The sequence below is a fragment of the Kineothrix alysoides genome, from assembly GCF_000732725.1.
Taxonomy (GTDB): Bacteria; Bacillota; Clostridia; order Lachnospirales; family Lachnospiraceae; genus Kineothrix; species Kineothrix alysoides.
Genome location: NZ_JPNB01000001.1, coordinates 254,871 through 275,516, shown reverse-complemented (window position 1 = coordinate 275,516; position 20,646 = coordinate 254,871). Strand labels below are relative to the sequence as shown.

Sequence of the window (20,646 nt, the reverse complement as noted above, 5' to 3'; positions counted from 1 at the left end):
TCCGCGCACAACTGTGCATCGTTTTTATTCACATTTTAATCATATTTGGAGGCAATAATAATGAAAGAAAAGGTTATCCTGGCTTACTCCGGCGGACTCGATACTACCGCCATTATTCCTTGGTTAAAGGAAAATTTCGATTATGAAGTTATCTGTGTATGCGTTGACTGCGGTCAGGGCGAAGAATTGGACGGCCTGGAAGAAAGGGCGAAGTTCTGCGGCGCTGAAAAATTATACATCGAAGATGTTACGGATGAATTCTGTGACGAATATATCGTTCCCTGCGTTCAGGCACATGCGGTATATGAGAATAAATATCTCCTCGGCACCTCCATGGCAAGGCCCGTTATTGCAAAGAGGCTGGTAGAAATCGCCCGCAAAGAAGGCGCTACTGCCATTTGCCACGGCGCTACCGGCAAGGGAAACGATCAGATTCGTTTCGAGCTCGGAATCAAGGCTCTCGCTCCCGACCTGAAGATTATTGCTGCCTGGAGAAACGATAAATGGACGATGGATTCCCGCGAATCGGAAATCGAATACTGCAAAGCACACGGCATCGACCTTCCCTTTTCTGCCGATTCCTCTTACAGCCGCGACCGTAATTTGTGGCACATCAGCCATGAGGGGCTGGAGTTGGAAGATCCTGCTAACGAGCCGAACTTCGAGCACCTTCTCGTACTTGGCACTACACCGGAGAAAGCTCCCAATGAAGGCGAATACGTAACCCTGACCTTTGAAAAGGGCATCCCCGTTTCCGTAAACGGTAAGAAGATGAAGGTGTCGGACATCATCCGCGAACTCAACGTTCTGGGCGGGAAACACGGCATAGGCATTATTGATATCGTTGAAAACCGCGTAGTAGGCATGAAATCCCGCGGCGTCTACGAGACCCCGGGCGGTACCATTCTCTACGAAGCCCATCAGCAGTTGGAGGAGCTTATCCTCGACCGCGATACCTACGCATTGAAAACGGATATGGGTAATAAACTGGCGCAGATCGTTTACGAAGGAAAATGGTTCACTCCTCTTCGCGAAGCGGTGCAGGCTTTTATCGAATCCACTCAGCAGTACGTAACCGGAGAAGTAAAGCTGAAACTTTACAAGGGCAATATCACCAAGGCCGGCACAACTTCCCCTTATTCTCTTTATAATGAAAGCATAGCATCCTTTACTACCGGCGATTTATATGACCATCACGATGCGGAGGGCTTTATCAATTTATTCGGTCTTTCCTGCAAGGTACGCGCAATGAAGATGCAGGAAGCAAGCAAAACCAAATAAACCGGTCTGTAATCATCGACAGACGGTTACAGAGAGGAGTTCCGCCCATGGACGTCATAACCTTATTACTCGTATATTTTGCAGCTGTGAACATCACAGGCTTATGTCTCATGGGACTAGACAAATATAAGGCAAAGAAACAAGCATGGAGAATTCCTGAATCTACCCTTTTCATTATGGCAATTATCGGCGGAAGCATCGGCTGTATACTGGGCATGTATGCTTTCCGCCATAAAACAAGGCACTGGTATTTCGTCTACGGCATGCCTGCGATTCTGCTTTTGCAGATAATCCTTATTCTGGCGATTCTATATTCTCCGGTTCAAATCAAGATTATGTAAGTGGGAGGTCTCATCATGCAAACGGAAAGCTTTACACTTCATATAGCGATCTGTGACGCCAACGTAGGCGATCGCAAGCAAATGGAAAGGCTATTACAGCGGGAAGCCGATAAACGGGCAAAGGATAACAATGTCCTCTACGTGGACTCCTACGGCAGCATTCCCGCAATTATGCGTTCTCCGATGATCTATGATGCTTTTTATATAGATATGGCTTCCGGAGAGACAAACGGTGCCGCGCTGGCACTTTTGCTTCGCGATGCAGGCGTAACCGCACCTATCGTGCTGTGCGTCTCTTCCGTCGATTATCGGGAACTATTTTGCGCTTACTCCGAAGTGGAAAGGCGCAATATCTTTTTCTTGGACAAGCCGATTAAAAAGGAAGAATTATCCGCTTCTATCGATCAAATGTCCGCACTGAAAAATCAAATCATGCCTACCATAGAGCTGCGTGGTGAAACGATTACACGCTATGTGGAAGAGGATGATATCGTCTACGCAAAGGCAGATGGCAGATATGTTCACGTCTATCTGAAGGATGGAAGCATCATAAGTGTTCTCAGTTCTATTACGAACTTATATTCCCAGCTTGCCGCTTATACTCATTATGCTGCCGTTTCCCGCTCTTCCATGGTGAATGTTATCTATTTAAAAAAGGTGACCTTAACCAAGCTCACACTTACGGATGGTACGGTAATCCGTACTTCTCCCTCTTATTCCATGGACATTAAAAAAGCTCTCCGGCAATCCGCCGAAGAGCTATAAATAGTTGCAGGATTACACCACATCTATTCACTAAGACAGCCCTTATATCAATTCCACGTTGCATTTATCTATTCATTTTTTTATTTCTCTTTTTCGTAAAATTAATTGCTATTTTATAAAACATTTTTCTTGGAAGAAAATAAACCATCAGGCGAACTATCTTTGCTTCTATCCCAGGCACACATACAACTCTTCCTTTTTTCAAATCTTTTATCGCCATACGGACAATATCCTCCGGTGAAGAAAATTTCAAGAATCCCTTTTTCTTCTTAATAACATTCATTCCTGCACTTTCATGAAAATCAGTATCTATGAAACCCGGGCATACCACCTGAACCTTAATATTAGACTTTTCCAGTTCCATATGCAGTCCTTCTGTAAGATTAATAATAAATAGCTTTGTTGAAGAATACAAAACATTTCGCGGCATTACTGCAAAAGCACCGTCCGATGATATGTTAATGATTGTTCCGGTATTTTTTATCAACATTTTTTTAAGAATACATTGTGTTAAAATAACTACTGCATTCATTTGCAGAAACATAATTCTATCCATCTCTTCTCTTGCCGTTTCTGCCAATACCGGCTTTAGTCCAAATCCTGCATTGTTTACCAGCACCTCAATCTCATCATCCTTAATTTCATCGAGAAGATAATCCAATCCTTCCTGATTTGCTAAATCTACAATTAATACTTTAACTTTAACATGATATGTATGTTCTATATCGTTTGCATTATCCTTAATCTTCTCTTTCCTTCTTCCGGTAATAATAAGATTATATCCTTCCTTGGCATACTCTCTTGCATATGCCAAACCAAGACCACTTGTTGCTCCTGTTATTAATACTGCATTTGTCATTTCTAATCTCCTCCATGTCAATCTTCGTCATTGACCGTTAATCATTGATACTTATTCATTCGTTTTTCATATTTTTACCCCAGATTTTTCTGGGGTATTCATTATTCCAATAATAATTTAATCATTGACATAACCTTTTCTGCTTTTTCTTCCGGCATCAGAGAATCATCGTTTATAATAGGGGCCTGTCCGTATACGATAAATTTTGAAACAGTATCCGGATCTTCCACATGTAATAAACCTCTCTCATTTAATCGAATGATAAATTTTTTCATATATGGATGAAATTTATCATTCATAACTATTTCCAGCTGTTTATGGAACAATTGATTTCCGTCTTTATGATAAAAATCATGGTACTTTTCTTTTCCGTCATTCTTAATAAATATATCAAATATTTTCTCAAGATATGCCTCTACAGATTCTTCATCCCTTTCTAAAACTGCCACTAAAGGAGCGGTACATTCGCTTGCATATAATGTTATTGCATATTCAAATAATTCATATTTTGATTTAAAATAATTATAACATAGACCAGGTACAACATTGACTGCTTTGGCAATATCTTTTATCGAAGTTGCTTCATATCCTTTTTCTGCAAATAGTCTCATCGCAGTATCTGCAATTTCACGTTTTCGAACCTCTGGCTCCTTTGAAATCCTCATGTTTCACCTCCGATAATAAGTATATTATTTGATTGACTGATTGTCAATGACTTTTTGTCATTCGCTTTTTTTTACACTCTTCATTCTTGCTACCCAGCAGCTTTTTAACTTTACCGGAAATAATTTCATTATGTTATTGATCAGACCCGGAATCATGATATCTTTATTCTTCATCAAATAGTGATAAGAATATTTTGCAACAATTTCCGGTGGCATCGCATTTTTAGGGGTTGCCGTTCCTTCATAATTAAAAAAGTTGGTCTTAGTCGCTCCGGGACATAACGTGCAGACCTGAACACCTTTCCATTTCGCCTCATGGCGGATTGCCTGACTGTAACTTAATACAAAAGCTTTGCTGGCGAAATAAGTGCTGGTATACGGGCCGGGTTGAAAAGCACCCGTAGAAGCAACATTTAATATTTTTCCATTCCCATGCTTATACATATCAGATATAAATAATTTGCTAAGTTCAACCAGACTAATCATATTTAATATCATCATATTTTCATCCTGCTGAAAATCAATTTCGGCCGTTTCACCAACCAGACCAAAGCCGGCATTATTTATCAGTATGGAAATCTTTAATTTATCATTCTTTATCTTTTCGTATAGCTTTGCAGCAGCTCCCAGTCTTGTCAAATCCTGCTGATATATTAGTATCGGAGCAGCAAATTCTTTCTCTAACTTCTCTTTTGTATCTTCTAATCTTGTCATATCCGATGCTGCAATTATTATTCCATAGCAGTTATTGGCAAAGCAACGAGCTAATTCATAACCGATTCCGCTTGTTCCTCCAGTGATTAATACATATTCCATTAAACAGTTCTCCTTTCTTTACCGATAATATAGCAGAAAGAAGCCTGCCTGTAATTCACCTATGTTAATTTGTAACTTATTTTTTCATTTCTTTCCGTATCCTGCTTAAAGAAGCTGCCCTGATTCCAATATAGGAGGCAATATACTGTAAGTCTATTCTTCTAAAAAGTTCCGGACATTGACTGCAAAAGTCAATATATCGTTCTTCCGCACTCATCAGGATAAGATTCTTTGCTCTCTTTTCTAACTTTTCAACTTCCATTATATATAACCTATGAAAAATTTCCTTTAAATGATCGTCCGTTTGTATTATCTCATCTATCAGAGAATAAGGAAGGCGAATACACTGACACATTTCTAAACATTCAATCGAAAATGAGGATGATTCACGTGTACGTAAACCTTCTGATGAAAAAAAACCATTTTCATAACTAAAACATTTCGTAATATCATTTCCCTGATTGTCAGTATAATATCCCCTGACAATTCCATTTAAAATATAATATAGATTCAAGGACTTTTCGCCTTCATGTAAAATTACTTCTTTTGCCTGGAAGGTAACAACAGATGCCTGACTATTTAGCATTCCGGCAATATTCTCATTGATATTAATCTGCAATCCTTGTTCTAAACAGGTACTTATTTTATCATAATTTATATTAATCACCTCTGACATATAGGATAAGACTCCCTAAAAAATAATCTCCAAACCATCATAAGCAAATTCAATTCCATCCAATTGCTTTTGCAGATTTCTATAATCATCGTAGGATTTTCCCCAATCCTCTTCCAGATGAGTAATAATCACTCTCTTAATATGATACTTATTCTTTAATCCAATAACTTCATCCATAACAAACAGCTCATCTCTGAGCGGATTATCTTTTCCGAGAACAAAGCCTCCTTTTAATATATCGGCCACAATTGTGTCTCCGATAATCAGGCAGTCTGCATCCATAAAAATATCATTTTCAGGAAATGGTTTTACATCACATGGAGCATAAATCACTTTATGTAAACCCTCTGTAAAAACAAAAACAGTTACCCTTGCGGATTCATCAACCGGTACCAAGTCTATATGCAGGGAAGCAAGATCAATATCCGAAAATGCCCGGATATTTATTAAATTCATACTTTCATAATAATCCAATGCCGAACCGTATTTCGTGCCCTGACATTTTAAATCTTTGATAATCGGCGGCAGAGAAGCTACGGTTATCGGATTTTTACAGTTTGTTCCAATCGAATTTGCCAGCCAGTCCAGCCGCAATTGTTCGATTACCCGCATGCCCATGGTATGATCAGGGTCTATATGACTGTAAAGGATATAATCGATATTCTTTATATCAGCATTATTAAGTGCATACGCAATATCTTCCGGCGAATCAATCAATATATTAACATCCTCTATATACAAGGAGCAACCGCATCTCGCATAAGGAAAGCCTTTTTTCCTTGCCTCCGTACATATACTGCACTGGCATAGCGGTCTCGGTATACTGACGCAGCCTCCGGAACCTATTATCTTTAATTTCATATACTAACTCCTTCCTAATACTACCCCACTTTTTCGATAAAAGAAATAGCAGGGCAAAAATAATAGCGGGTTGCCGCTGAATTAAAAATAATTACTACAAAATGGACTCATCAAATGTAATGCAACGCATACTTTCGATGAGTCCATATTCCTTTAATAAAAACATTGTCCGGGCCATCCCAGTCAAAAAATTTCTCTATTAACATTTCTTGTCAAATGGTGACGATAATTCCTCCGTCGTTCGCATACATGCTGCTGATGCCTGCGGTGTCCATCACAAGAGCATCCTTGACACGTACCTTATCCAATATCATGCTCTTTATTAACTCCGCTCGCTCAGGGCAATTGCAGTGTGTGATCATAAGCACCTTTTCTTCGGACTTCACAACTTCCTTCGCCAGAATATCGGCCAGCTTGGTAAGCGCCTTTTTAATACCGATCGCCTGCCCCTTTTGAACAATCGATCCCCCTATTGCGCCCATAACGGGCTTTATGCTTAAGGTCGAGGCTACCAGAGCCTTCACGCCTGTAAGACGTCCATTTTTTCTAAGTGTTTCCAGATTATCGAGAACAAAATAAGTATGCATAGCATCCCTAAACGCATCCAGCTCCTTCACGATTTCCTCGAAGGAAAGGCCTGCTTCTTCTAACTCCATGGCCTTTAATGCGATATGTGTCTCCCCGCAGCTCGCTGATTCGGAGTCACATATATAAATATTCTTATCTCCGTATTTCTCATGATATAAATTCTTGCCCAGCACTGCGCTATTATGACTTCCGCTGAGCTTTGAGGAAAGGGTAACTACGAAGACGTCCTGCGCCTCGCAATGATATGCCTCGCGGTATCTTTCCGGGGAAGGACAGGAGGATTTGGGGCAGCCGGGATATGCCGCAACTTTTTCCAGGAATTCCTTTTGATTGAAAGTCTCATCATCCATGACCTGATAGTCTCCTACCTCAAGCCCGAGAGGAACAATTTCGAATCTCGCATCCTTTTTGTATTCTTCCGGCAGTTCACAACAACTGTCCACAACGATTTTATAGCTCATATCAATAACCATGCCTTTCTTCGCGGCCCGCATACCCTGCAGGCATATATTTGTAAGCCAAATCACTATGCAGTATAACAATTACCATTCCACGTAGTATTGATTACTACTTATAATAACACGCTTACCATTTTCTTGTAAAGATACTTTCTGCTTTTTTTATAATTATATAGATTAACTTTTTGTTTTCAACTATAATAGCAGTAATGCTATTATTAATATAGCTTGTGATTACAGAAACAATTTCATTAAAAAGAGGTAAGATATGAAAGCCTATCGAATCAACGACTTAAAAAACTTCATGAATAAGCTCCTTCTCTCGGAAAGCTTCGATTATTTTCTCTTGGAGGAGGGCGCCATCGTTACCTACAATACGTTTCGCATTGACGGACGCATCCAGAAGGATTTCTATACGAAAGAAGAGCAGGAGGATTTCTCCCTCTGCCCTTACGATTTCTCTTTATGGAAGGATATGCGCCCTATATGCCTTCAACTCATAAAGGGAAAGCGCACTCCCTTAAGCTTTAAATTTGTACTCCATCTTCTGCCCGAGCATATGAAGAAAATCATGTCGGACGCTGCTGTCGAGGGCGGGGAGCAACAGCTTAAGGCATTTACTCTGACGATAAAGTACGATGGGAACACGGCATCCTTGATGACAGGAATCTCCACGAATACCTTCGTTATGGACAAAACGCCGGAACAGCTTTGGGATCAGGCTTTTCAAAAGTTCATGGAAAAAAACCAGCTTCTATGGGAAGAGATTTGATTCATTGTCACCATTCATCCTGCGACTTCATAGCCGCAATTGATACACAGAAATATGGAAGTCTGAAATAGCAGCGTTTTATTTCTTCATCTTCGGATTGAATATAAGACTCGCAAGATAGCCGAATATCAAAGCGGCGCTTGTTCCTACTGCTCCCGCCTTAAATCCTCCCTGAAATATGCCGATAAAGCCGGCGCTGTCCACCGCTTCCTTCACTCCCTTCATCAATACGTTGCCAAATCCTAAAAGGGGCACCGAAGCTCCCGCTCCCGCATATTCCTGAAAGGGTTCATATATTCCAAATACGCTGATGACCGCTCCCAGACACACGAGAAGCACCATGATGCGCCCCGGCATCATCTTTGTCTTTTCCATTAATATCTGTACCAAAGCGCATATAAGTCCGCCCACCCAAAAAGCATTGACATAATCCATAAAATAACCATACCTTTCTTTACCGCCGGAATGTCCTATATGGACATAGGCTTTTATTAAAATTATTTATGGAATATTATGTGCAATTCGATTATTTTTTATTGATTAAATAATGAAAAATCCTCTGAAAGCCATTTTATCTATGTAAATTAGGAAATCTTCTTATTAAAATAAATGAAATCATCTGCTTAGATTTCAATAGTAACATAATTGCAGATATCGGCGGAGAAAGCCCTCCAATCTTATGTATCAATAAATCAAATGACAGCAATTATCTTACATACTATACATACTTACATTTCCAGGCACTGACTTTTCAAAGATGTTTTAGCGGATGGCGTCCTTCATACTTTTTACATAATCAAAAATAGGCTGCCCCGCTTCTTCGCCATATTTCCCTATGATCTTCACTATGGCGCTTCCTACGATAACACCGTCCGCTATGTTCGCTATTTTCTCCGCCTGTTCGGGAGTGCTGACACCAAAGCCGACTGCAGCGGGCGTATCCGATGCCTCTTTTACGGAAGACAAAATAGCTCCTAGATCCGTTTTTATTTCGCTTCTCATCCCGGTAACTCCCATGGAAGACACTACGTAGATAAAGCCTTTCGCATCCTTCGCTATCATTTTTATCCTTTCTTCCGAGGTAGGCGCGATGAGAGAGATGATATCTACTCCGTACTCTCCGGCCACTTTCAAAAGCTCACCCTTTTCTTCATAAGGCATATCGGGAATAATCAGTCCATTTACCCCTGCATCTTCGCATTTTACACAGAATTTCTCATATCCGTATTTATATACAGGATTCAGATAGGTAAGGAACACTAAGGGTACCTTTGTCTTCTTCCTTACATTCTTCGCCAGCTCAAATATCTTATCGGTAGTCGTTCCTGCGGTTAGTGCCCGGATATTGGCCTCCTGGATTACCGGCCCTTCCGCTATAGGGTCGGAAAAAGGAATTCCGATTTCTATCAAATCGCATCCGGCTTCCACCATCTTCATAATAAATTCTTCACTTTTCTCTATGGACGGATCACCGCCGGTCAAAAAACCGATAAAGGCTTTCCCGTGATCGAAAGCGTCTTGTATACGAATATTATTCATGGATATTTACCCCCTTATATCTGGCGATTGCCGCCACGTCTTTGTCACCTCTGCCGGAAAGACAGACAATAATCACGTCGTCTTTCTTCATTGTGGATGCTATCTTTCTTACATGGGCAACCGCATGGGCACTCTCTATTGCGCATATAATGCCTTCCGTCCTCGCCAGGTACTCAAATGCATCCACCGCCTCATCATCCGTAACGGGAACATACTGCGCACGTTCGCTGTCGTGCAGATTGGCGTGCTCCGGCCCGATTCCCGGATAATCCAAACCGGCAGATATGGAATAAACCGGCGCAATCTGTCCATATTCGTCCTGACAGAAGTAGGATTTCATCCCATGGAATACGCCTAGCGTTCCCTTGGCGATGGTCGCCGCATGCTTCTGCGTATTCAGCCCATGTCCTGCCGCCTCGCAGCCTATCAGTGCCACTTCTTTATCTCCGATAAAATTATAAAACATTCCCATGGCATTGCTTCCGCCGCCTACACAGGCAACCACAGCGTCAGGCAGCTTTCCTTCGTATTCCAGAATCTGTTCTCTCGCTTCCTTGCTGATTACGCTCTGAAAATCCCTGACAATAGTAGGAAAGGGATGGGGGCCCATAACGGAGCCCAATACGTAGTGGGTATCGCTCACTCTGTTGGTCCATTCCCGCATCGTCTCGTTTACCGCATCCTTTAACGTCATCGTTCCGCTTGTGACCGGATGTACCTTCGCGCCCAGAAGCTCCATGCGGTATACGTTCAACGCCTGCCTGTCCGTATCCTCTTTTCCCATGAAAATCTCGCATTCCATGCCCAGGAGCGCAGCTGCCGTGGCTGTAGCCACGCCATGCTGTCCTGCCCCGGTTTCCGCGATGACCCTCGTTTTTCCCATTTTCTTCGCAAGGAGCACCTGACCTAATACATTGTTGATTTTGTGAGAGCCGGTATGATTCAAATCCTCTCTCTTTAAATAAATCTTAGCTCCCCCTAAATCCTTCGTCATTCGCTCTGCATAATACAGAAGGGAAGGGCGGCCCGCATAGTTCTTAAGCAAATCGTCGAGTTCCCTATTAAATTCAGGATCGTTTTTATAAAACTCGTAGCTTTCTTCTAACTTAATCACTTCATTCATAAGCGTCTCCGGTACATATTGTCCGCCGTGTACGCCAAATCTTCCCTTAGACATCTCTGACTCTCCTTATGATTTCCAATATTTTATCTCTATCCTTTACTCCGTTTGTCTCTACGCCGCTGCTTATGTCCACCGCATAGGGCTGTGCATGAGAAATAGCAGTCCCTATATTCTTTGCATGCAATCCACCTGCAAGAAAATATGGAAGCGGTGTCTTTGGAATCCGGTTCCAATCAAAGACCACTCCTGTTCCTCCATAGCCACCCCCTGACGTACCACTATCGAACAAGAAGTAATCAGCTCCCGCATTGGCATATTCTTCGAAAAAGGCGGAAGGATATTCTTCTTCTCCAACACGAATTGCTTTGATGACCGGGCCGTTTGCCCGCCGCTTGATTTCTTCCACATAGGAGGGCGTTTCCTGCCCGTGAAGCTGTACGATATCGATGATACCGTTCTCCATAAGTCTGATCACCTGCTCTGCGGGTGCATTCACGAATACGCCCACGGCGGCTATCCCGCTTTTTGTTCTGGACTTAAGGCGTGCTGCCCCTGCTTCGTCTATCTGTCTCCTGCTGCCTGCAAACACAAAGCCGAGATACTCGGGGCCAGCCTCATTCACATAATCGATATCGCATTCCCTCGTAAGTCCGCATATCTTTATTTTCGATTTCACATTTCTTCTCCCCGCAATATGGAAAGCTGCTTTTTCTTATCGGGACTCCGCATAAAAGTCTCTCCAATCAGTACAGCATCCGTCTTATTCTGCTTAAGTATTGCCACATCCTGCGCCGTCTTGATTCCGCTCTCCGATACGAAGATGATTTCTTCGGGGACAAGTTTCCGCAGACGATTGCTGGTTGTTATGTCAACCTCGAAGGTTTTCAGATTCCGGTTATTTACCCCTATGATTCCGGCGTCCGCGCGAAGCGCTGCTTCTACCTCAGCCTCCGTATGTGCCTCCACGAGGGCTGACAATCCGAGATTATGCGCGATTTCCAGATATTCCTTTAACCTCTTCTCCTCGAGAAGCGTACAAATCAGCAGAACACTGGAGGCACCAAGCAGCTTCGCTTCGAAGATCTGATACTCATCCACCGTAAAGTCCTTTCTAAGCACCGGTATCTTCACCGCCGATGCTATCTGCTCCAGATAGCTGTCGCTGCCCAGGAAATAACAGGGCTCTGTCAGCACAGAAATCGCCGCCGCTCCCGCCTCTTCATATTCCTTCGCGATATCCAGATAGGGAAAATCCTCAGCAATAACACCCTTCGACGGAGAAGCCTTCTTCACCTCACAAATAAAGGACATCCCTTCTGCAGATAGCGCCTTCTTAAAGGGAAAGTCTCCTCTTTTTTCCATATCGGAGACCATTGCCTCCGCGTCCCTTCGCAATGAATAAATGTCTCTCTTTTTTTTCTGCTCCTCCACTCTCACACGGGTCTTTGCCGCAATTTCCTCTAATATCATAATAATAACCATGCCTTTCTCATAACCTGCAAACTTTGGGCCGCAGAGACAAATTTGCGTGTGAAAAATTCATTTTTCACACTGTGAACTCCTTTTTCTAAAACCAGTTTTTGAATCGATTTCTATATTCTCTTTATCTCTTCCTGTAATTCCTTCTGCCGCAAATCAGATATCAGGAATTAGATAAGGATATAAAACGTTCCAGTTGCTTAAATGCACTTCCATCGTCTATCGCTTCCCGCACTTTGCAAACCGCCTCCTGTAAGGTAAGAGAGGAGTCCGCCACATAAAGCGCCGCAGCCGAATTAAGCACTACGGCATCCCTTTTGGGTCCCTTTTCTCCTTTCAGAATCGAGAGCGTAATCTGCGCATTTTCCTCGGGAGTTCCTCCAAGCAATTCTTCCTTTTTACATCTTACCATACCAAACTGCTCCGGCTCCAGCGTATATTTTTTGAACTCGTTGTTTCTTACTTCACACACGGTGGTAGGGGAACTCATGGAAATCTCATCAAGGCCGTCCTGACCGAACACCACCATTGCGTTCTTGACTCCCAGATTGGCAAGCACCTTCGCCATGGGCTCCACCAGTTCCTCATCGTATACACCAAGAAGCTGCATATTAGCTCCCGCCGGATTGGAAAGAGGGCCAAGAATATTGAATACAGTGCGGATTCCCAGTTCTTTTCTCACCGGAGCCACATATTTCATAGCTATATGATAGTTCTGCGCGAACAGAAAGCAGATTCCTATTTTCTCCAGAAGCTCCTTGCTCTTTTCCGGAGAGATATTGATGTTCACTCCTAACGCCTCCAGCACGTCAGCCGCTCCGCATTTGCTGCTGGCTGCACGGTTGCCATGCTTGGCAACAGGGACTCCCATAGCCGATACGACGATTGCCGAGGTGGTGGATATGTTGAAGGAATTGGATTTATCTCCCCCCGTACCTACGATTTCCAATACTTCCATATCGTGAAGCAAGCGAATGCAGTGCTTTCTCATGCCTGCTGCCGAAGCGGTGATTTCCTCAATATTCTCTCCCTTTAATGACAGTGCTGTCAGGTATGCGGACATCTGAATCTGAGAGGCACTGCCGCTCATAATTTCATCCATTACCGCTTCCGCCTCCTGATAGCTCAGGTCCTGCTTAGTTACTACCTTTTGAATCGCTTCCTTTATCATCTTCTTATCTCCCTTCCGTTTTTGCTATTCTATTCAGTTTTAATACTCATTCGATTTCTATGCTGAGCCAGTTCTTATGCTTATTCAATTCTTATGATTATTCGCGTCTTATAGTTATTTGTGTCTTATGATTATTCAGAGCTTATAGCTATTCGCGTCTTATGATTATTCGGAGCTTATAGTTATTCGTGTCTTATGCTTATTTGCTTCTTATTCGCTAAAGATTTGCTTACATCTTTAAAAAGTTACGGAGTATCGTTTCACCATTCGGCGTAAGGATGGACTCGGGATGGAACTGCACGCCGTATACTTCGAAATCTCTGTGTTTCACTCCCATGATTTCTCCGTCCTCGGTTCTCGCCGTTATGAGCAGCTCCTCCGGCATGGTCTCTTCCACTGCGGCGAGGGAATGGTATCTTGCCGCTTTAATCATCTCAGGGAGCCCTTTAAAAAGCTTGCAGTCCTTCTCCACCGATAGCTGGGACTGTTTCCCATGCATAAGCTCCTTCGCATAGGATATCTGTGCGCCGTAAACTTCGCATATCGCCTGATGTCCGAGGCATACGCCGAGTATCGGGATCTTCCCTGCAAAATGCTCGATCACCTTCTCACAGATTCCCGCATCTGCCGGTCTGCCCGGGCCGGGCGATAAAACGATATGGCTGATATCCAGCTTCTCTATTTCGGGAATTGTCAGTTCGTCGTTACGGATTACCTTAATTCCGGGGTCTATGGAGCCGATAAGCTGATATAAGTTATAAGAAAAACTATCGTAATTGTCGATTAGCAGTATCATTTTAGACTCCTCCTTCTGCCGTTTCCAAGGCGTTCATTACCGCCTTCGCTTTGTTGATGCACTCCTGATATTCTTTTTCAGGTACGCTGTCCGCCACAATTCCTGCTCCCGAGCGGATGAATACCTTTCCGTTTTTCTTAAATGCAATCCTTATGGCGATGCAGGTATCCATATTTCCTGTGAAATCGATATATCCTATGGCTCCGCCGTATATTCCCCTCTTGTTATTCTCTAACTCATTGATAATCTCGCAGGCCCTGATCTTGGGAGCTCCTGAAAGAGTTCCTGCAGGGAGCACCGCGCCTATCGCATCTAAGGGTGTTTTATCTTGTCTGATTTCCCCCTTTACCGTAGAACCGATATGCATAACATGAGAGAATTTCTCGATGGACATGTATTCCTCCACATGAACCGAACCGAAGCGGCTGACCTTACCGATATCGTTTCTGCCCAAGTCCACCAGCATATTATGTTCGGCAAGCTCCTTAGGGTCCGCAAGCAGTTCTTTTTCCAGCGACTCATCTTCTTCCTCCGTCTTCCCCCTGGGTCTCGTTCCGGCTAAGGGGAAGGTGTATAAGCTGCCGTTCTCCAGCTTTACCAAAGTCTCCGGCGAAGCGCCTGCTATTTCGATATCGTCGCTGCTGAAGTAGAACATATAGGGGGAAGGATTGGTCGTTCGAAGCACCCGGTAAGTATCGAAGAGGCTTCCTTCCACATCTGCCTCCAACCGGTTGGACAGCACCACCTGAAAGATGTCTCCTTCTCTGATATAGTGCTTCGCTTTTTCTACCATCCAGCAATATTCCTTCTCCTTAAAAAGCGGACGAAACTCGGATTTGATACGAAGGGGCTGTATCTGTGCCGGAGTTCCCTTGGTAATAAGCGCCTCCATATCGTTAAGTTCTCTTATTGCTTTCTTATAGTTTTCCTCATGAGAATCCGTCTTCATATTGACGATCAAGATCATTTTCTGCTTCAGATTATCGAAGGCGATCACCTTATCGAAAAGCATAAGATCCACGTCCTTGAAGTTTTCCTCGTCCTTGGCATCGAGATTCAAGGAAGGTTCGCTGTATTTTATATAATCGTAGGAAAAATATCCTACCAGTCCTCCGGTAAAAGTGGGAAGCTCTTTGATCCGCGGGCTTTTGTTCTCCTCGATAATCTGCCTGATATACTGGGCAGGATTCGCATCCTTTATAACTAATTCCGTGCCCGTGCTGATCCGCACTGTCCTGTCCGTGCAGGTGATTTCCAATTTGGGGTCGTAACCTAAGAAGGTGTATCTTCCCCATTGATCCGTATCCTCAAGACTTTCTAACATATAACAGTGGCAGCTTACCGATTTCAATATTCTGAGCACCTCTATCGGGGTGCAGAAATCGGAATAAATGACCCGGCTGATTGGGACCATCTTGTAATCTTTGGCAAAGGCCTTAGCTTCTTCCATGGTTGGTGTGTACATATTGGGTTCCTCCTTTTACTTTTTTGATGAACAGGGCTATTGCACATTTCAACGAGTAACACGTTTTGGGAATTTGCGCTTATGCACGGAACAAAAATGTGCTGCGCATCCATTTTTATATAATTAGGAGCATTTTCCTATCACACAAAAAAACCGCCCTTGACAATATAAAAATATTGTCAAGGGCGGATTAGAATCTCTATCCGCGGTGCCACCTTGATTCAGGAGAAGCATCTATTCTAAAAGTTTTAATATATGCCGAAATCTCCTGCTCTTTAAGGAATACTATCATATTCCCAGCAACTAACGTGTGCTTTACGTCGCTGAATACTCGGCTGTACTGCTGGTAGCCTTTGACTGCGCCCTCCGTGGTCCATTTAACAAACTGCATTCTGCCGGTTCTCAGCAATCCCGGCTCTCTGTAAGGGCAACATCTGTTTTTATCTCCACTTCAACGGTTTTCATGGATTTATTTAATTTTCTGTATTCTATCACTGAATTTTGCTCATGTCAAGACTATATTTTATAATTTTTCTTCCCACAAACCGTGACGGCTGCATCCAAAATATAATGTTCCCCTGCCTCTGAGCTTGGGGAAACGCACTTCGCCGCTTTGCTCGGGATACAGCCTTATGAGCAGTATCTTGTCCAAAGTAACAAAAGCTATAAAATTAAGAAAATGCTCCTTGCTCATTTCGTGAGAGAACGTAATATAATAGTCCTCCTCCACAGTCTCCACATTCAGACTATGCGCTCCCTGCGCCTTTTGAGGAACGAGAGCTGTCAGCTTTCGTCCGCAGCAGGATATCTGCGCCTCTCCGGCGGAGGTTATGATATTTGCGCAGGTAGGACATACATAAAATTTAACTTTTTTCATATTTCCTGCCTCAGCACTGTTAGGCTCCAAATCCCCCAGCAGAATTTTTTCAATGTTAACTTCCAGGATTCCCGATAACTCCTGCAATAAAGACACGTCCGGACAGCCCATCCCTCGTTCCCATTTCGAAATGGCCTTATCGCTGATGTGCATGGCATCCGCCAATTGCTTCTGTGTCATTCCTTTTTCTCTTCGCAAATCGTAAATCAATTTGCCCACTTTACCGCAATCCATGAGGTTACCTCCTAGTACAACGTTTTCTAAATACCTGTGCATAGTTCCGAGAATAATTTTTCTTAGATGGCATTGAACAAACGCAGGTGTAACGGGGCATCGAGGCTTGGTCAATACTGCATAAGGAAAATCAGACCGCCTCTTTATATATTCCGCTTTCTTTCGGACTCTTCTCCGGAAGCTGTACTAAGATCACCGCTGAAAATACGAGGGCACAGCCAAACAGCTCCTTTTGCGACAACGCCTGCCCAAGGATAAGCCACCCGCCTAACAGCGATACCGAAGACTCCATGCTCAGTATGAGGGAAGCCATGGAAGGCTCCACATTCTTCTGGGCCATGATCTGCAAGGTATATGCTACTCCGCAGGACATGACACCCGCATACAAAAGCGGCCAGATTCCTGCAAGAAGCTGCCCCCACGAGGGCTGCTCCAGAATAAGGCCCATAACAGTACAAATCGCTCCCGCCGTGAAAAATTGAATACAGGACAATACCACCCCGTCCATCTTCGGCGCAAAGTGATCGATCAGCAAAATATGCACAGAAAACAGGACTGAACATATGAAAGTAAATATATCCCCTCTTCCCAGCGAAAAGTTCTCGCCCACACATAACATATAAAGTCCGCATACCGCAACTGCGGCGGCTATCCAAACTCTTCCCCGCACTTTTTTATGCAGGAACAAGCCGAGAACCGGCACGATAACGATATACAAAGTGGTGATAAATCCAGCCTTCCCAACTGTTGTATATTTAATTCCTATCTGTTGAAATATGGAAGCTGCGCAAAGCACCAGCCCGCAGCATACGCCACCCTTTAATGCAAATGAGAAAGGTGTCTTTCCTCTCTCCTCGCCTCTTTTTCTCTGTCCCATAAATACTACGGGCAAAAGTACGATTCCCCCTAAAAAAAACCGGGTGCCGTTAAAAATCAGAGGCCCCATATAATTCATGCCAAGGCTTTGTGCCACAAAAGCAAAGCCCCAGATGCAGGCTGCCAAAAATAAGAGCAGGCTGCTTGTGAGTGCTGTTTTTTTCATGTTAATACTCCGCTGTCCTATCCGGCAGACACTGACTTTAAAAGTTGTAAAGCTTGTCTTTCCAACCTATCCGATCAGTCCTCCCGATATTTTATTCATAGACCTTGCTGTGTCTCTTATTTCTTCAAGGCACCTTCTATCTCCGCTGCTATGTCTTTTATCATTTTATCTTCACAGTCGATTACGATATCTGCATAACGCTGGTAAAGGGGAACTCTTTCCTCGTACAAATCCTCTAACGTCTGCCCTTGGCGAACGGCAACACCTCTTTCGTTCAAATCACCCAGCCTATCGGCTACCGATTCACAGGAAAGCCTCAGGTATACTATCGTTCCTATGCTTTTGAAGTGTACCATGGCCTCCTTGCCGTAAACGGCACTTCCTCCCGTCGCAATGACCGTTTTCTCCATGTCGAGGGACTCATTCACCTCATTTTCCACGCGGATAAATCCGTCAATTCCCTTTTCCTCTATAATCTGATGCAGGAGCTTTCCCGTCCTCTCCTGAATGACCAGGTCGGAATCTACAAAACGGTATCCCAGACGCTTGGCGAGTACCACACCTATGGTACTCTTTCCTGAGCCCGGCATACCGATCAAAATAACATTATTCATCTTATAACCATATGCCTTTCATCTGCATCAGCCAAGATATGCGATAACCTCTACCTCACAGAGAACATTTTTCGGAAGTTGTTTTACCGCTACACAACTACGTGCGGGTTTCTCGGTAAAATACTTTTCATATACGCCGTTAAAAGCTGCAAAATCTGCCATATCTGCTAAGAAACATGTCGTCTTTACTACCTTTGTATAATCGGTGTTAGCCTCTGCAAGAATCGCTCCTACATTTTTCATTACCTGTTCGGCTTGTTCTATAATGTCGCTTCCCTTGATATCGCCCGTGGACGGGTCGATAGGAATCTGCCCCGATGCGAACAGCATATCGCCTGCTATGATTCCTTGAGAATAGGGCCCTATCGCGGCCGGTGCCTTATCTGTAGATACTTTTTTTAACATATGCGTTCCTCCTGATTCTGTTACATATTATTATTTTTATTTTTTACTGCCTTTTATTGCATTTCAGTCCTTTATTACTTTCACTGCTTCTCATTACGGTAACTTACTGCAACATAATTTACCGCAACGCGATTCACTATAACGCTATCCCTCGTCGAACTGCGCCATCACATAAAAGCCTCTGTCGTTCTCGATTACCTGCGTTACCATGCCCTGTCTTGCCAGCATCCGCTGATTGAAGGGATAGTTACCTGACATAGCAAGCGCCGGGTCTATCGTATAATAATAGTTGCTGGGAAGAACTCCTTCCGTCACTGTAACGGAATCGCCCTCCTTAAGCAGCCCCTGACGCTCCATCTTAAATTCCATTTCCCGCATAAAAATCTCCTCTTTCCGCGAACCGGGTTCTCGCCAAACTCGGCTATCGCGGTTAATTCTGCGTTACTGTTCACACAGTAGCTTAACACTTGCTGTTAAGCTGCGTAAGAACGTGATTCAAGAGATGATTTCTGCTTCGCGTAGCGAATCTGCATGCAGAAATCATGCGTTACTGTGAACGGGGTGAACAGTAACACAATTGTACTAGCCTTTTGCGGATTTTTCAACTGATTTGTTGTGAATTGGCACGTTTCCGTGTACAATATATGATAGAAATATATTTGATATGTCATATCGATCATATGATACCGCTATATCAAATGTATACCGGATCAGAGAAAGGCGGTTCGCTATGCTTAATAAAAACGAGATATTGTTATTTGAAAAACATTTAACATTTTGGAATAAACTGACGGATAAGCAAAAGGACAGTTTCATAAATCATACTTCCGTTGTCCGCTATCAGAAGGACAGCTCCATACATACCGCAGACCTTGACTGTGTCGGTCTAATGCTTCCCAAAAGCGGTACCCTCAGAGTCTATATTCTCTCGGAGGAGGGAAGGGAGGTTACTTTATACCGCATACGCTCGGGCAGTGTCTGCATTCTTTCCGCCGCCTGCGTCCTGCAAAGCATTACCTTTGACGTCTCCATAGATGCCGTAACGGACTGTGAGCTCCTTCAGGTAGATTCCGCCGCCTTTTTATCCCTTATGCAGGAGAATATTTATGTGGAGGCCTTCGCCTACAAGAAGGCGACAGAACGCTTCTCCGATGCCATGTGGGCGATGCAGCAAATATTATTTATGAGTTTTGATAAAAGGCTGGCTCTTTTCCTGCTGGACGAAACGTCCAAGACCGGTACGCTAAGCCTTAGAATGACTCATGAGGAAATTGCAAAATACATGGGAAGCGCAAGAGAAGTGGTCAGCCGGATGCTGAAATACTTCTCATCCGAAGGACTCGTGCGGCTTTCCCGCGGCGAAATCCTTATCACTGACCGTAAAAAACTGACGACTCTCGTCTGATATTCTATTTACCAGGGACTGTTGGAGAATTACATTTTATCCCGAAATATCATATTTTGTTGTAGAATTACAACATTTTTAAAATTTCAGCTTTGGATTTCGCTCCGATAGAGGTATTTACCGCATTGCCGTCCTTAAATACTATAAGCGTAGGAATGGTCATCACGCGGAAACGCGCTGCTAACTCCTGCTCTTCATCTACGTTCACCTTACATACCTTCACGTCGGTAAGTTCCTCTGCCAATTCCTCTACGATAGGCAATACCATACGGCAGGGGCCGCACCACGGCGCCCAGAAATCTACCAGTACAGGCTTATCGGAACTTAACACTTCTGCATCAAAATTATCCTTCGTCAAATTAATCTCTTTCATATTTTCTACCTTAACCTTTCTTTTTATAATTCAACCTTATT

25 protein-coding genes are annotated in these 20,646 nt (G+C 43.5%); 5 read left to right on the top strand and 20 right to left on the bottom strand.

What is annotated here, in order from left to right:
• Positions 1 to 60: 60 nt before the first annotated feature.
• From CC90_RS0101265 to CC90_RS0101255, 3 genes are read left to right on the top strand one after another with little or no spacing between them, the layout of a single operon-like run.
• Entirely contained in the window at positions 61 to 1,281 is a 1,221-nt protein-coding gene (locus CC90_RS0101265; protein WP_031389031.1) for an argininosuccinate synthase, read from the top strand.
• A gap of 47 nt (positions 1,282 to 1,328) precedes the next feature.
• Complete coding sequence (locus CC90_RS0101260) at positions 1,329 to 1,622, top strand: DUF1294 domain-containing protein (protein ID WP_031389030.1); 294 nt, start codon at positions 1,329 to 1,331, stop codon at positions 1,620 to 1,622.
• A gap of 15 nt (positions 1,623 to 1,637) precedes the next feature.
• On the top strand, positions 1,638 to 2,387 hold the full coding sequence (locus tag CC90_RS0101255; protein WP_031389029.1) for a LytR/AlgR family response regulator transcription factor: 750 nt from the start codon (positions 1,638 to 1,640) through the stop codon (positions 2,385 to 2,387).
• 64 nt (positions 2,388 to 2,451) lie between these two features.
• Here CC90_RS0101255 and CC90_RS0101250 read toward each other — a convergent pair whose 3' ends face one another.
• The 6 genes from CC90_RS0101250 to CC90_RS0101225 form a co-directional block, all read right to left on the bottom strand.
• Entirely contained in the window at positions 2,452 to 3,246 is a 795-nt protein-coding gene (locus CC90_RS0101250) for an SDR family NAD(P)-dependent oxidoreductase (protein WP_031389028.1), read from the bottom strand.
• A 101-nt stretch (positions 3,247 to 3,347) separates the two neighbouring features.
• Entirely contained in the window at positions 3,348 to 3,911 is a 564-nt protein-coding gene (locus tag CC90_RS0101245) for a TetR/AcrR family transcriptional regulator (protein ID WP_031389027.1), read from the bottom strand.
• Positions 3,912 to 3,968: 57 nt separating this feature from the next.
• Positions 3,969 to 4,727, bottom strand: coding sequence for an SDR family NAD(P)-dependent oxidoreductase (locus CC90_RS0101240; RefSeq protein WP_031389026.1), 759 nt, complete (start codon positions 4,725 to 4,727; stop codon positions 3,969 to 3,971).
• Between the two features lie 76 nt (positions 4,728 to 4,803).
• Entirely contained in the window at positions 4,804 to 5,403 is a 600-nt protein-coding gene (locus tag CC90_RS0101235; RefSeq protein ID WP_035315090.1) for a Crp/Fnr family transcriptional regulator, read from the bottom strand.
• Positions 5,404 to 5,418: 15 nt separating this feature from the next.
• On the bottom strand, positions 5,419 to 6,264 hold the full coding sequence (locus CC90_RS0101230; protein WP_031389024.1) for an MBL fold metallo-hydrolase: 846 nt from the start codon (positions 6,262 to 6,264) through the stop codon (positions 5,419 to 5,421).
• Positions 6,265 to 6,476: 212 nt separating this feature from the next.
• The gene (locus tag CC90_RS0101225; RefSeq protein ID WP_031389023.1) at positions 6,477 to 7,313 is read right to left on the bottom strand and encodes a DegV family protein; all 837 of its coding nucleotides are present in this window, start codon (positions 7,311 to 7,313) and stop codon (positions 6,477 to 6,479) included.
• A gap of 265 nt (positions 7,314 to 7,578) precedes the next feature.
• Between CC90_RS0101225 and CC90_RS0101220 the strand changes: the two genes are divergently transcribed.
• A complete protein-coding gene (locus CC90_RS0101220; protein WP_031389022.1) occupies positions 7,579 to 8,082 on the top strand; it encodes a DUF5721 family protein in 504 nt (167 codons plus the stop codon).
• A 78-nt stretch (positions 8,083 to 8,160) separates the two neighbouring features.
• Here CC90_RS0101220 and CC90_RS0101215 read toward each other — a convergent pair whose 3' ends face one another.
• The 13 genes from CC90_RS0101215 to CC90_RS0101150 form a co-directional block, all read right to left on the bottom strand.
• Entirely contained in the window at positions 8,161 to 8,517 is a 357-nt protein-coding gene (locus CC90_RS0101215; protein WP_031389021.1) for a SpoVA/SpoVAEb family sporulation membrane protein, read from the bottom strand.
• Positions 8,518 to 8,844: 327 nt separating this feature from the next.
• Positions 8,845 to 9,621: a tryptophan synthase subunit alpha gene (trpA, locus tag CC90_RS0101210; protein ID WP_031389020.1), complete on the bottom strand. Its 777-nt coding sequence runs from the start codon at positions 9,619 to 9,621 to the stop codon at positions 8,845 to 8,847.
• Entirely contained in the window at positions 9,614 to 10,798 is a 1,185-nt protein-coding gene (trpB, locus tag CC90_RS0101205) for a tryptophan synthase subunit beta (protein ID WP_031389019.1), read from the bottom strand. Before trpB ends, trpA begins: the two co-directional genes overlap by 8 nt.
• Positions 10,791 to 11,420: a phosphoribosylanthranilate isomerase gene (locus CC90_RS0101200; protein WP_031389018.1), complete on the bottom strand. Its 630-nt coding sequence runs from the start codon at positions 11,418 to 11,420 to the stop codon at positions 10,791 to 10,793. The genes trpB and CC90_RS0101200 overlap by 8 nt, the downstream gene beginning before the upstream one ends.
• Positions 11,417 to 12,214, bottom strand: coding sequence for an indole-3-glycerol phosphate synthase TrpC (gene trpC / locus CC90_RS0101195; RefSeq protein ID WP_031389017.1), 798 nt, complete (start codon positions 12,212 to 12,214; stop codon positions 11,417 to 11,419). The genes CC90_RS0101200 and trpC overlap by 4 nt, the downstream gene beginning before the upstream one ends.
• A gap of 172 nt (positions 12,215 to 12,386) precedes the next feature.
• Positions 12,387 to 13,394: an anthranilate phosphoribosyltransferase gene (trpD, locus tag CC90_RS0101190; protein ID WP_031389016.1), complete on the bottom strand. Its 1,008-nt coding sequence runs from the start codon at positions 13,392 to 13,394 to the stop codon at positions 12,387 to 12,389.
• Between the two features lie 229 nt (positions 13,395 to 13,623).
• Entirely contained in the window at positions 13,624 to 14,190 is a 567-nt protein-coding gene (locus CC90_RS0101185) for an anthranilate synthase component II (protein ID WP_031389015.1), read from the bottom strand.
• 1 nt (position 14,191) lies between these two features.
• Positions 14,192 to 15,655 carry an anthranilate synthase component I gene (gene trpE, locus CC90_RS0101180; protein ID WP_031389014.1) on the bottom strand — a complete coding sequence of 488 codons (1,464 nt, stop codon included), beginning with the start codon at positions 15,653 to 15,655 and terminating at the stop codon, positions 14,192 to 14,194.
• Positions 15,656 to 16,178: 523 nt separating this feature from the next.
• Complete coding sequence (locus CC90_RS0101170; protein WP_031389012.1) at positions 16,179 to 16,766, bottom strand: helix-turn-helix domain-containing protein; 588 nt, start codon at positions 16,764 to 16,766, stop codon at positions 16,179 to 16,181.
• 130 nt (positions 16,767 to 16,896) lie between these two features.
• Entirely contained in the window at positions 16,897 to 17,808 is a 912-nt protein-coding gene (locus tag CC90_RS0101165) for a DMT family transporter (RefSeq protein ID WP_031389011.1), read from the bottom strand.
• A gap of 116 nt (positions 17,809 to 17,924) precedes the next feature.
• On the bottom strand, positions 17,925 to 18,422 hold the full coding sequence (locus CC90_RS0101160; protein WP_031389010.1) for a shikimate kinase: 498 nt from the start codon (positions 18,420 to 18,422) through the stop codon (positions 17,925 to 17,927).
• A 27-nt stretch (positions 18,423 to 18,449) separates the two neighbouring features.
• The gene (locus CC90_RS0101155) at positions 18,450 to 18,827 is read right to left on the bottom strand and encodes a RidA family protein (protein WP_031389009.1); all 378 of its coding nucleotides are present in this window, start codon (positions 18,825 to 18,827) and stop codon (positions 18,450 to 18,452) included.
• A 144-nt stretch (positions 18,828 to 18,971) separates the two neighbouring features.
• The gene (locus CC90_RS0101150; protein ID WP_031389008.1) at positions 18,972 to 19,205 is read right to left on the bottom strand and encodes a hypothetical protein; all 234 of its coding nucleotides are present in this window, start codon (positions 19,203 to 19,205) and stop codon (positions 18,972 to 18,974) included.
• Between the two features lie 352 nt (positions 19,206 to 19,557).
• On the opposite strand from CC90_RS0101150, the gene CC90_RS0101145 reads away from it, so the two are divergent.
• Positions 19,558 to 20,232 carry a Crp/Fnr family transcriptional regulator gene (locus tag CC90_RS0101145; protein ID WP_031389007.1) on the top strand — a complete coding sequence of 225 codons (675 nt, stop codon included), beginning with the start codon at positions 19,558 to 19,560 and terminating at the stop codon, positions 20,230 to 20,232.
• Between the two features lie 67 nt (positions 20,233 to 20,299).
• Here CC90_RS0101145 and trxA read toward each other — a convergent pair whose 3' ends face one another.
• Positions 20,300 to 20,605 carry a thioredoxin gene (gene trxA / locus CC90_RS0101140; RefSeq protein ID WP_031389006.1) on the bottom strand — a complete coding sequence of 102 codons (306 nt, stop codon included), beginning with the start codon at positions 20,603 to 20,605 and terminating at the stop codon, positions 20,300 to 20,302.
• Positions 20,606 to 20,646: the final 41 nt, after the last annotated feature.